Annotated in this window: 7 protein-coding genes; 6 read left to right on the top strand and 1 reads right to left on the bottom strand. The window is 68.2% G+C overall.

The window, feature by feature from the left end:
- Positions 1-294: 294 nt before the first annotated feature.
- A complete protein-coding gene (locus AruCF_RS08230; RefSeq protein ID WP_049072964.1) occupies positions 295-1899 on the bottom strand; it encodes a glucosamine inositolphosphorylceramide transferase family protein in 1605 nt (534 codons plus the stop codon).
- Between the two features lie 355 nt (positions 1900-2254).
- On the opposite strand from AruCF_RS08230, the gene AruCF_RS08225 reads away from it, so the two are divergent.
- The 6 genes from AruCF_RS08225 to AruCF_RS08200 all read left to right on the top strand — a co-directional run bounded on the left by AruCF_RS08225 (position 2255) and on the right by AruCF_RS08200 (position 12360).
- Positions 2255-2926: a TetR/AcrR family transcriptional regulator gene (locus AruCF_RS08225; protein WP_049072963.1), complete on the top strand. Its 672-nt coding sequence runs from the start codon at positions 2255-2257 to the stop codon at positions 2924-2926.
- Between the two features lie 58 nt (positions 2927-2984).
- On the top strand, positions 2985-5333 hold the full coding sequence (locus AruCF_RS08220; RefSeq protein WP_049072962.1) for an acyl-CoA dehydrogenase: 2349 nt from the start codon (positions 2985-2987) through the stop codon (positions 5331-5333).
- A gap of 27 nt (positions 5334-5360) precedes the next feature.
- Positions 5361-6653 (top strand): acetyl-CoA C-acetyltransferase, encoded by a 1293-nt coding sequence (locus AruCF_RS08215; protein ID WP_049072961.1) that lies wholly within the window; start codon positions 5361-5363, stop codon positions 6651-6653.
- The gene (locus AruCF_RS08210; protein ID WP_083036599.1) at positions 6650-8482 is read left to right on the top strand and encodes a 3-hydroxyacyl-CoA dehydrogenase NAD-binding domain-containing protein; all 1833 of its coding nucleotides are present in this window, start codon (positions 6650-6652) and stop codon (positions 8480-8482) included. Before AruCF_RS08215 ends, AruCF_RS08210 begins: the two co-directional genes overlap by 4 nt.
- A 116-nt stretch (positions 8483-8598) precedes the next feature.
- Positions 8599-9909: an OmpP1/FadL family transporter gene (locus tag AruCF_RS08205; RefSeq protein WP_049072959.1), complete on the top strand. Its 1311-nt coding sequence runs from the start codon at positions 8599-8601 to the stop codon at positions 9907-9909.
- Between the two features lie 60 nt (positions 9910-9969).
- Entirely contained in the window at positions 9970-12360 is a 2391-nt protein-coding gene (locus AruCF_RS08200; RefSeq protein WP_083036598.1) for a 3-hydroxyacyl-CoA dehydrogenase/enoyl-CoA hydratase family protein, read from the top strand.
- Positions 12361-12468 lie beyond the last annotated feature (108 nt).

Here is a 12468-nt window from a genome sequence, read left to right as displayed (position 1 = left end):
CCGGATGAGACGCCGCCATCATCCTTTCATCCGCTAGGGTTTCTCCCGAGTCCTCCTCGGTCGAAGTGCGCTTTCCGCCCGTGCGCGGCGGGTCCGGCGGCTCCCGCGCAGGCCGCGTTCAGGCCGCCGACAGGCCGGATCGCGCGCCGCCACGGAGACTGGCGCGAATGGCAATGAAAGGCCGGATTGGCACGCAGGCTTGTCCATATGTTTCCATCGAAACATTAAGCCCGGGCCGGAAAACCGCAATCGAAATATAGGTAACATTTTTATTTTCAATCACTGCGGCGTCATTTACTCCATATAGGCGAAGTCGAATACCGTATGCCCCCCCTGATGGTGCCAATGGTGCATTGAAGCATGGCGCTTTCTCAGGAAACTGGCGTAGTGAATTTCGCCATCGGTCTCCACGTAGGTGGAGGGCGACAATTCCTCGATGCGGTTGAGCGAGACGCCCTTGCCGTAGTGGCAGAAGCCCTGGTACTGGGCGCAGCGGATCACCTCTCCGGCCGGCGACACAACGATCCCGGCGTTGCGGGCCCGCATCGGGTTGCGCACGATGGGGTTGCAGGCATGTGGCGTCCACTGGGTCGAGCGGGGCGAATCGGCAAAGAAGGCGAACAGTTCGTCGCAATGATTCTGGCCGTCGGTGCGATCAATATTGGTTAACAGCCACCAGTATTCTCCACGCTTGAAAATAATAGTGTCGACCGCTGAAACATCCGTCATCAGCGTCATATCCAATTCCCATTTCAATGGAAATTCCGTGCATTTCCATAATTCTATACTGCGATTTCCGCAGGTTTCCGGGACCATGTAGGTCACGCCTTCGTATTCGAATATATATGGAAACGATAAATGATAGGGCAGGTTCAAGGCAGTCCCCAGCAGGCGGAAAGCCCCGTCCTCGTAGGTCGCCACGGCGATCGTGCCCTTGCGGGAATTAAAATCGTAGTCTTCGAAAAATATATATGGGTGCTCATCGCGGGTATATACAAAGGGATCCGCGAAGAAGCGCCCCTTGGGCGGCTGCAATACCATTGCTTCCGATACCACGGCCTGCTGCCGGACCGACGGAAACATACCAATCCGCCATCGCACATTGCGTCCCATGACGCGCCGCACAATCAAATCCGTCATTAACCACGCCTGGCGCGCGATATAGGCGGCGCTGTCCCACTCGGCCGGATCGGCGCGGCGCTGGCCGCTCAGGATCTGCATGCCGGGCGGGGCCACGCCCGGCCGCGCGCGCGCCAGCGCCAGCAGCGCGTCGTACACCATGAAATTGCCCAGGCTGAATGCCCGCGTCTGGTTCTTCAGCCAGAACACCTCGGTATTGAAACTGCGCTGGTCCAGCAGCGTGTCTTCGTCTTCGCCCGCGCCCACCCGCCACAGCTTGACGGTGGTGTGGTCCTGGCGCTGATAGACCTCCCAGAATCCAGCGTAGCGGCTGGTGGCGGCGGCGATGTCGGAATAGCCCAAACGCCACACGCCCAAGCGCGCCCAATCCGCCATGCGCGCGCGCAACGGCGGCAATGGCGGCAGCGCGCCCAGCATGAGCACCAGGTCCAGCCCCAGCGCCGCCACGCCGTCGTCGCGGCCCGCGTCGCGCGGATCGCCCGGCAGCGTCAGAACGGGAGTGGATGCAGGCAGGCCCTCGCGCAGGTCGCGGCACGCCAGCATCTGCCGCTGCCGCGCTGGCAGCAGGCGCGACTCCAGCCGCGACAGGGTGCCGAACAGCGCCTTGGCGCCCAGGCGCGGCTCTGGAACGGCTTTTTCCATCACCAGCAACGCCGCCAGATCGCAGTCCTGGCTGCGCGCGAGCCACTCAGCCATGTCGTGGATCCACCCGGGCTGGTCGGTTCCGTCCAGCAACAGCCCCACTCTGTAGGTCTTCATGTCTCCTGCTCCTGTGTCTGGGCGAAATGGCCGCGGCACCGGAACGGCGATCGGGCTCGCCAGGCGCATCCACGGTGCCACGCTTTCAAGTCCTCGCGCTGATACTGCGGCGTTTTGGCTTGGTCTTCCAGACGGCTTTCAACCTAGGGCGCTCGTCCGAGGACAAACGGCGCAGCGCCGTTTGGGCGAGACCCACGCTTCTTCCTCGGCCAACCGCACGGGCCCTCGTGCAAAGGAACGAGGCGGTCATCCGGACCGTCTCGGGATTCATGCGTACCAGCTAGGGATAACCACTATCGCATCCTGGCACCGGCTAACGCATACTGCTTTCAAACGAACGTTTGAATTCAACCTAATGCAAGAACTCAGATCCTCCAGCACCCGCGAATCGATCCTGGACACCGCCGAAGCCCTGTTTGCGCAACAGGGCCACGACGGCACGTCCATGCGCCAGATCACGGGCGCGGCGGGCGTCAATCTGGCGTCGGTCAACTATCACTTCGGCTCCAAGGAATCGCTGGTCCAGGCCGTGCTCAAGCGGCGCCTGGAAGTCCTGAATCGCGAACGGCTGCGCCTGCTCGACGAGCTCGAGGCCCAGGCCCAGGGCAAGCCGCTCAAGCCGTCGCAGATCGTCGACGCCTTCTTCGGCACGCTGTTGCGGCTGGCGGCCGATCCGGAGCAGGCGGGAAGCACCTTCCTGCCGCTGCTCGAACGCACCATGACCGACCCCGCCGGCTTCATCCGCGCCCTGTTCGCCGAGGAATACGCCGACGTGCTCGAGCGCTATCGCAATGCCTTGTTCGCCGCCCTGCCCGACGTGCCGCGCGCCGAAATCGTGTGGCGTTTCCAGTTCATGCTCGGCGCCACCTCCTACGCCATCATCGGCACCGACCTGTTGCGCTCGGTGACCGGCTGGACGCTGGACGAGTCCGAGCAACCCGACAACCCCGAGCTGCTGCTGCCCCGCCTGATGAGCTTCCTGCTCGGCGGCCTGCGCGCTCCCCTGCCGCAGCACCCCGTCACCTAGGGCCCCAGGGTCGGCGCGGCGCGGCGGTTCCAGAGAATTCAAAAAAGGAGACTAGGAAATGAACGCAGTCATCGTCGCGCTGATCGCCATCGCGCTGCTGGCCGTCGTCCTGCTGGGCGTGCGCCCGCTCAGGCGGGCCTTGCTGTCGGCGCCGATCTTCAATCTCTACCGCAAGGTGCTGCCGCAGATGTCGGACACCGAGCGCGACGCCCTGGAGGCCGGCACGGTCTGGTGGGAAGGCGAGCTGTTCCGCGGCCGGCCCGACTGGAAGCGCATGCTGGCCTACCCGCGCCCGCGCCTGACCGACGAGGAACAGCACTTCCTGGACCACCAGGCCGAAGAGGCCTGCCGCATGGTCAACGACTGGAACATCACGCAGGAACGCTTTGACCTGCCCGCCGAGGTCTGGGACTACCTCAAACGCAGCGGCTTCCTGGGCATGATCATCCCCAAGGAATACGGCGGCCTGGCCTTCTCGGCCTACGCCCACTCCGAGATCGTGACCAAGCTGTCGACGCGCTCGTCGGCGCTGGCGGTGTCGGTGATGGTGCCCAACTCGCTCGGCCCGGCCGAGCTGCTGCTGCACTACGGCACCGATGAACAGAAGAACCACTACCTGCCGCGCCTGGCGCGCGGCGAGGAAGTGCCGGCCTTCGCGCTGACCAGCCCGTGGGCCGGTTCCGACGCCGCCGCCATCCCCGACAGCGGCATCGTCTGCAAGGGCGAATGGCAGGGCCGCGAAGTGATCGGCATGCGCGTCAGCTGGGACAAGCGCTACATCACGCTGGCGCCGGTCTGCACGCTGCTGGGCCTGGCCTTCCGCCTGTACGACCCGGACGGCCTGCTGGGCGGCAAGAAAGACCTGGGCATCACCTGCGCGCTGGTGCCGCACGACCATCCCGGCGTGGACACCGGCCGCCGCCACTTCCCGCTCAACGCCATGTTCATGAACGGCCCGACCCGCGGCCACGACGTCTTCATGCCGCTGGACTTCATCATCGGCGGCCCGGCCATGGCCGGCCAGGGCTGGCGCATGCTGATGGAATGCCTGGCGGCCGGCCGCTCGATCTCGCTGCCATCGTCCAACACCGGCATGTCCAAGCTGACCGCGCGCGCCGTCGGCGGCTACGCCCGCGTGCGCAGCCAGTTCCGCACCCCGGTCGGCAAGTTCGAAGGAGTCGAGGAGGCGCTGGCCCGCATCGGCGGCCACACCTACATGATGGACGCCGCGCGCAGCATGACCGCCGGCGCCGTCGACCTGGGAGAAAAGCCCTCGGTGGTGTCGGCCATCGTCAAGTACCACGTCACCGAGCGCGCGCGCCAGGTCGTCAACGACGGCATGGACGTGATCGGCGGCAAGGGCATCTGCCTGGGGCCGTCCAACTTCCTGGGCCGCGCCTACCAGCAGATTCCCATCGGCATCACCGTGGAAGGCGCCAACATCCTGACCCGCAGCCTGATCATCTTCGGCCAGGGCGCGATCCGCTGCCATCCCTACGTGCTGGCCGAGATGCGCGCGGCGCAGTCGTCCGACCGCAGGCAGGGCCTGATCGATTTCGACCAGGCCTTCTGGGGCCACGTCGGCTTTGTCGCGCGCAACAAGCTGCGCGCGCTGGGCACCGCCCTGACCGGCGGACGCTTCATCGGCATCGACGCCGACGTCGCGCCCGAAATGAAGCGCTACTACCAGTTGCTGAGCCGCTATTCGGCCGCTTTCGCGCTGCTGGCCGACACCTCGATGCTGGTGCTGGGCGGCAGCCTCAAGCGCCGCGAACGCCTGTCGGCGCGCCTGGGCGACATCCTGTCGCAGATGTACCTGGCCAGCGCCGCGCTCAAGCGCTTCGAGGACGAGGGCCGCCAGGACGCCGACGCGCCGCTGGTGCACTGGTCGGTGCAGGACGCGCTGTTCCGCCTGCAGGACGCCATCGACGGCGTGCTGGAAAACTATCCCAACCGCGTGGTGGCGTGGAGCCTGCGCCGCATCGTCTTCCCCTGGGGCCGGCCGCAGTCGCTGCCGTCCGACCAACTGGGCCAGGACGTGGCGCGGCTGCTGATCAACCCGGGCGCGACCCGCGACCGCCTGACCGCCGGCTGCCACCTGCCCGCCACCGCCGACGAACCGGTCGGCGCGATCGAGCTGGCGCTGGCCGCCACGCTGGAGGCAGAGCCGATCGAATCGAAGATCCGCGAGTTCGAGAAGCGCGGCACGCTCGAAGGCAATCCGCAGGCCAACGTGCGCGACCTGGCCGACGCCGTCTTCGCCGCCGGCGGCATCACCGCCGAAGAATATGCGGTGGTCAAGCGCCGCAATACCTTGCGCGATACCGTGGTGAAAGTGGATGATTTCCCCTTTGACCTCGGCGCCACCGGCGCGGTCAAGCCGGTCAGCGAACGCAAGGCAGCCTGAGGCCCGTCCACACACCAAGGAGATCGGATGGCATTCAAACCGGTATACGTGGTCGACGGTGCCCGCACGCCCTTCCTGAAGGCGCGTTCGGGCCCCGGCCCGTTCGCGGCCGGCGACCTGGCCGTGCAGGCCGGGCGCGGCCTGTTACTGCGCCAACCCTACGCCCCCACCGACCTGGACGAAGTCATCGTCGGCTGCGCCGCGCCGTCGGCCGACGAGGTCAACATCGGCCGCGTGATCGCGCTGCGCCTGGGGTGCGGCAACAAGGTGCCCGGCTGGACGGTGATGCGCAACTGCGCCTCGGGCATGCAGGCGCTGGATTCCGCCATCGCCAACATCCAGACCGGCCGCTCGCAGCTGGTGCTGGCCGGCGGCACGGACGCCCTGTCGCGCGCGCCGGTGCTGTTCTCGGACGACATGGTGCGCTGGCTGGCCAGCTGGTACGCGGCCCGCGGCGTCGGCGCCAAACTCGCCACGCTCGGCCGCCTGCGCCTGCGCCACCTGGCGCCGGTCATCGGCCTGCTCAAGGGCCTGACCGACCCGGTGGTGGGACTGTCGATGGGCCAGACCGCCGAGAACGTCGCCACCCGCTTCGGCATCAGCCGCCAGGCCATGGACGCCTATTCGGCGCAAAGCCACGCCCGGGCCCTGGCCGGGCGCGCCGACGGCGCCTTCGCCGAGATCACGCCGCTGATCGACACACAGGGCAAGCTGTATCCGGACGACGACGGCGTGCGCGAGGACTCCACGCCCGAAAAGCTGGCCAAGCTCAAGCCAGTGTTCGACAAGCCCTGGGGCAACATCACCGCCGGCAACAGCTCGCAGGTCACCGACGGCGCGGCGATGCTGGTGCTGGCCTCCGAGGAAGCGGTGCAGCGCTGGAACCTGCGGCCGCTGGGCCGCATCATCGACAGCCAATGGGCCGGCCTCGATCCGGCCATGATGGGCCTGGGGCCGGTGCATGCCGCCACCCCGATCCTGCAACGCCACGGACTGGGCCTCAATGACCTGGACTTGTGGGAGATCAACGAAGCCTTCGCCGCCCAGGTGCTGGGCTGCCTGGCGGCCTGGCGGGACGAGGCCTATTGCCAGGAACACTTCGGCACGCCCGCGTGGGGCGAGCTCGATCCGGCGCGCCTGAACGTGGACGGCGGCGCCATCGCCATCGGCCATCCGGTGGGCGCATCGGGCGCCCGCATCGTGCTGCACCTGCTGGAGGCGCTCAAGCGTCGCGGCGCGCGCCGCGGCATGGCCGCCATCTGCATCGGCGGCGGCCTGGGTGGCGCCATGCTGGTCGAAACCCTGGAGGACCGCCCATGAACACGCTGGAGACGCTCTCGCACTGGCGCCTGGAGCGCGACGCCGACGGCCTGGCGTGGCTGACGTTCGACCGCGCCGGCAGCGCCGTCAACGCGCTGTCCGCCGACACCATGGCGGAACTGGCGACGGTGCTGGACGCGCTCGACGCGCAGCCGCCCAAGGGCCTGGTGATCCGCTCGGGCAAGCCGACCGGCTTCATCGTCGGCGCCGACGTCAATGAATTCGCCGAACTGAACACGCCGGAACAGGGCCGTGCCCTGGTGGCGCGCGGCTGGAACCTGTTCAACCGCCTGGCGGCGGTGCGCTATCCGACGCTGGCGCTGATCCAGGGCCACTGCCTGGGCGGCGGCCTGGAACTGGCGCTGGCCTGCCGCTACCGGCTGGTGGAGGACGCGCCCGGCGCCTCGCTGGCGCTGCCCGAAGTGATGCTGGGCATCTTTCCCGGCTGGGGCGGCATGCTGCGCCTGCCCGCCGTGGTCGGCGCGCCGGCCGCGCTCGACATGATGCTGTCGGGCAAGCCGCCGCGCCGCGCGCGCGGCCTGGGCGCCTGGCTGAACCGCTGGCCGCTCAAGGCGGTGGCCGCCAAGCGCGCCCGCAAGCAGGTCGCCGCCAAGGATCCGCTGGGCCACTACCCGGCCGCGCCCGCCATCATCGAACTCTGGGAAAAACATGGCGGCAACGCCTTGCAGGCGCCGGCGCTGATCGACACCATCATCGCCTCGGATACCGCCCGCAACCTGCTGCGCGTGTTCCGGCTGCAGGAGCGCCTGAAGGCCAATGGTCGCCAGCCCGGCATCGCGCCGGTGCGCCACGTGCACGTGGTCGGCGCGGGTGTGATGGGCGGCGACATCGCCGCCTGGTGCGCGCTCAAGGGCCTGACCGTGACGCTGCAGGACCAGGACATGGCCCGCATCGCGCCCGCCATCAAGCGCGCCGCGACGCTGTTCGCGCGCCGCCTGAAGGACCGGCGCGCGGCCCGCGCCGCCTTCGACCGGCTGGTGCCCGACCCCACCGGCGGCGGCGTGCCGCTGGCCGACGTGGTGATCGAGGCCATCAGCGAGAACCCGGAGGCCAAGCGCGGGCTGTACCAATCGCTGGAGCCGCGCATGAAGGCCGACGCCCTGCTGGCCACCAACACCTCCAGTCTGTCGCTGGAAACGCTGAGCGCCGGGCTGGCCCGCCCCGAACGGCTGATCGGCATCCACTTCTTCAATCCCGTGGCCAAGATGCCCCTGGTGGAAGTCGTGCATGCGGACGGCACTGCCGCGCAAACGCTCGCGCGCGCCAGCGCCTTTGTAGGACAGATCGGAAAATTAGCGCTGCCGGTGCGTAGCGCCCCCGGTTTCCTGGTCAATGCGGTGCTGGCACCGTATATGCTTCAGGCCATGCGAAATATCGACGACGGTCTATCGCCCGCCGCCGTGGACGCGGCCATGGTGGCGTTCGGCATGCCGATGGGCCCGCTCGAACTGGCCGACACGGTCGGCCTGGACATCGCCCGCGCGGCGGGGCAGGAACTGGCTGGCGGCGCCGAGCCGCCGCGCTGCCTGGCCGAGAAGCTGGCGCGCGGCGACCTGGGCAAGAAGAGCGGCCGCGGCTTCTACACCTGGCGCGACGGCAAACCGGTCAAGGACGGCCAGGGCGGCGCGCAGGCGCCGGCCGGCCTGGCCGAGCGCCTGATCCAGCCTTTGGTCGATGCCACCCGCGAGCGGGTCGAGGCCGGCGTGGTGGCCGACGCCGACCTGGCCGACGCCGGCGTGATTTTCGGAACCGGGTTCGCGCCGTTCACGGGCGGACCCCTGCATTACCAGAGCAGTCGCAGTGCCTAGCGCAGTAACGCGTCAACAAACCAAACCGGCCTGGACCCCCTTGAGCCGGATAGACCGGGACGACGAGACCGGCAGTGCCATAGAGACATACCTATCCAACATGAGGAGGCAGTACCATGAGCAGACGTTCATTGTCCCTGAGCACCCTGTCCGCCATTGTGGTCGGCCTGGGCGCCACCAGCGCCGCCCACGGCGCCGGCTTTCAGCTCCTTGAGCAGAATGCCAGCGGCCTGGGCAACGCCTACGCGGGCTCGGCGGCAAATCCGGAAAACGCCAGCATCATCTACTACAACCCGGCGGGCATGACCTACCTGCCGGGCATCAATGTCTCGGGCGGCGTCAATCTGATCAAGCCCTCGTTCAAGTTCTCGGACAACGGCAACAGCCGCAATCCGACGGCGCTGGGCGGCACCCGCCCCACCGGCGGCGACGGCGGCGATGCCGGCAACCTGGGCGTCGTGCCCAACCTGTACGGCTCGTGGCAACTGAGCGACCAGTGGTTCATCGGCCTGGGCATCGGCGCGCCGTTCGGCCTGATGACCGAATACGACAAGGGCTGGGAAGGCCAATACCACTCGAACAAGTTCGAGATCAAGACCATCAACATCAACCCGTCGATCGCCTACAAGGTCAACGACAAGTTCTCGATGGGCTTCGGCGTCAACTGGCAGCACATCGACGCCACCTACAAGAAGAAGACCGTGGTGCCCGTGGCCCTGCCCGGCGGCGGCACCTTCATCACCAACGGCGACGCCGACCTCAACCTGAAGGGCGACGCCTGGGGCTGGAACGTGGGCTTCATGCTGCAACCCACCGAAGACACCCGCATCGGCCTGTCGTACCGCTCCAAGATCAAGCACACCGCCAAGGGCGACACCGATATCGACAACATCGGCCCGACCCGCCAGTCGGTCTCGTTCGACGCCAAGGCCTCGGTCGACCTGCCCGACACCCTGATCCTGAGCGCCACCCACCAGCTCAACGAGAAGTGGGAACTGCTGGGCGACATCTCCTGGACCGGCTGGAGCAGCATCCCCGACCTGAAGATCCGCAACTCCGGCACCGGCGCGCGCGATGACGACCTGCCGCTGAACTTCCGCGACACGTGGCGCATCGCCGTGGGCACGTCCTACAAGTTCGCGCCCGACTGGAAGTGGAAGTTCGGCCTGGCCTACGACCAGTCGCCGGTCCACAAGGCCGAGGACCGTCCGACCTCGCTGCCCGACAACGACCGCTACTGGTTCTCGACGGGCGTGCAATGGCAGGCCACCAAGAGCACCACGCTCGATCTGGGCTATACCTATCTCTACCTGCGCAAGACGGACATCGACACCACGTCCGGCAACGCGTTGACGAAGGGCCGCGTCGCGGGCACCTATGACAGCAGCGGCCACATCTTCGGCCTGCAACTGTCGTCCCGCTTCTAGCCCTGCCGGGGCGGATGACGGGCCGGCCCCGTCTTCCGCCCGCATTTTCAGGAGACTTCCTTGAGCAAGTTCGTCGTCAAACACGTCGCCGTGCTGGGTGCCGGCGTCATGGGCGCGCAGATCGCCGCCCACCTGGCCAACGCCGGCGTGCCCGTCACGCTGTTCGACCTTGCCGCGCCCGAAGGCGACCGCAACGGCATCGTCAAGAAAGCCCTGGCCGGCCTGAAGAAGCTGGAGCCCGCGCCGCTGGCCAGCCCCGCCCGCCTGGCCCTGATCACCCCGGCCAACTACGACGACCATATCGAACAACTGCGCGGCTGTGACCTGATCATCGAAGCCATCGCCGAGCGCATTGACTGGAAGACCGCGCTGTACGAGCGCATCGCGCCGCACGTCGCGCCCGGCGCCATCATCGCCTCCAATACCTCCGGCCTGTCGATCGACGCGCTGGCCAACGCCCTGCCGGCCGCGCTGCGCGACCGCTTCTGCGGCATCCATTTCTTCAATCCGCCGCGCTACATGCGCCTGGTGGAAATCATCGCCACCGCGCACACCCAGGCGCCGGTGCTGGACCAGCTCGAAACCTGGCTGACCTCCACGCTGGGCAAGGGCGTGATCCGCGCGCTCGACACGCCCAACTTCGTGGCCAACCGCATCGGCGTGTTCTCGATCCTGGCCGCCATGCACCACACTCAGCGCCTGGGCCTGGGCTTCGACGAGGTCGACGCCCTCACCGGCCCCAAGATCGGCCGTCCCAAGAGCGCCACCTACCGCACCGCCGACGTGGTCGGCCTGGACACGCTGGCCCACGTGGTCGGCACCATGGACAAGAACCTGCCGGACGATCCCTGGCACCGCTATTTCACGCTGCCCGCCTGGCTGTCGGCCCTGATCGCCAAGGGCGCGCTGGGCCAGAAAAGCGGCGCCGGCGTCTACCGCAAGGCGGGCCGCGAAATCCAGGTGCTGGACCTGCAGGCCCAGGACTACCGCCCCAGCGCCGGCAAGCTGGCCGACGAGGTCGCCGCGCTGCTGAAAGAACGCGATCCGGCCAGGCGCTTCGCCGCGCTGCGCGCCAGCGAGCATCCGCAGGCCCAGTTCCTGTGGAGCCTGTTCCGCGACATCTTCCACTACAGCGCGGTGCAGCTCGGCCAGGTGGCCGACAACGCCCGCGACCTGGACCTGGCCATGCGCTGGGGCTTCGGCTGGGCCCAGGGCCCGTTCGAGACCTGGCAGGCCGCCGGCTGGCAGGCCATCGCCCGCGCCGTCGCCGAAGACATCGCCGCCGGCCGCGCCATGAGCGACGCGCCGCTGCCGGCCTGGGCCCTGGAGCCCGAGCGCCAGGGCGTGCACACGCCGGCCGGCTCGTATTCCGCGCGCAGCGGCAAGCTGCATCCGCGCTCGGCGCTACCGGTCTACCGGCGCCAGTTGTTCCCCGAGCGCGTGTTCGGCGAAGGCCCCGACGACCGCGGCACCACGGTCTGGGAAAACGAAGGCGTGCGCCTGTGGAACCTGCCCGAGGTCGACTCCGGCATCGCCATCCTGTCGGTCACGTCCAAGAACCACACGCTGGGCGCCGAGGTGCTCGAAGGCATCCTGCAGGCCGTGGCCCGCGCCGAGCGCGAGTTCGACGGCCTGGTGATCTGGCATGACGCGCCATTCGCGGTGGGCGCCAACCTGCAACAGGTGTCCGAAGCCTGCGCCGCCGGCCAGTGGGACATGCTGGAAGCCACCGTCGAGAAATTCCAACGCACCTCGCAGGCCTTCAAATACGCGCAGATCCCCACCGTGGCGGCCGTGCAGGGCATGGCGCTGGGCGGCGGCTGCGAATTCCTGATGCACGCCTCGCACCGCGTGCTGGCGCTGGAAAGCTACATCGGCCTGGTCGAGGCGGGCGTCGGCCTGATCCCGGCCGGCGGCGGCAGCAAGGAATTCGCCGGCCGCGCCGCGGCGCTGGCGGCAAAGACCGCCACGCCCGGCGAGGTGTTCCCCTTCCTGCAGCCGGTGTTCCAGACCATCGCCATGGCGCGGGTCGCCAAGAGCGCCATCGAGGCTGTCGACCTGGGCTTCGCGCGCGAACAGGACATCGTGCTGTTCCATCCTGGCGAGCTGCTGTTCGTGGCCATCGGCCAGGCGCGCGCCGCCGCCACCGCCGGCTACGTGCCGCCGCCGCGCCTGCAGGGCGTGCCGGTGGCCGGCCGCAACGGCATCGCAAACTTCGAGATGGTGCTGGTCAACATGCGCGAGGGCGGCATGATCAGCGCCCACGACTACCGCGTGGCCCGCAGCGCCGCGGTGGCGCTGTGCGGCGGCGAGGTCGAGACGGGCGCCAAGGTCGACGAGGAATGGCTCCTGGCGGTCGAGCGCAAGGAGTTCGTGGCGCTGCTGCGCACGCCCGAGACCCAGGCCCGCATCCGCCACACCCTGGACACGGGCAAGCCACTGCGGAACTGACTCCCCCCCGAAGCGCCTGCGGCGCCTCCCCCCGGGGGGGCGCCGGCGGCGGACCGGCGGAGCCGAGCATCGGTCCCCCCGAAGCGCCTGCGGCGCTACCCCCAGGGG

Source organism: Achromobacter ruhlandii, assembly GCF_002082135.1.
Lineage (GTDB): Bacteria > Pseudomonadota > Gammaproteobacteria > Burkholderiales > Burkholderiaceae_B > Achromobacter > Achromobacter ruhlandii.
The sequence above is the reverse complement of the archived record's forward strand: the minus strand, read 5'-3'. Positions and strand labels throughout refer to the sequence as shown.

Coding starts and splice junctions, on each gene's coding strand:
- AruCF_RS08225 (WP_049072963.1), top strand. CDS start 2,255: ATGCAAGAACTCAGATCCTCCAGCACCCGCGAATCGATCCTGGACACC.
- AruCF_RS08215 (WP_049072961.1), top strand. CDS start 5,361: ATGGCATTCAAACCGGTATACGTGGTCGACGGTGCCCGCACGCCCTTC.
- AruCF_RS08205 (WP_049072959.1), top strand. CDS start 8,599: ATGAGCAGACGTTCATTGTCCCTGAGCACCCTGTCCGCCATTGTGGTC.
- AruCF_RS08230 (WP_049072964.1), bottom strand. CDS start 1,899: ATGAAGACCTACAGAGTGGGGCTGTTGCTGGACGGAACCGACCAGCCC.
- AruCF_RS08210 (WP_083036599.1), top strand. CDS start 6,650: ATGAACACGCTGGAGACGCTCTCGCACTGGCGCCTGGAGCGCGACGCC.
- AruCF_RS08220 (WP_049072962.1), top strand. CDS start 2,985: ATGAACGCAGTCATCGTCGCGCTGATCGCCATCGCGCTGCTGGCCGTC.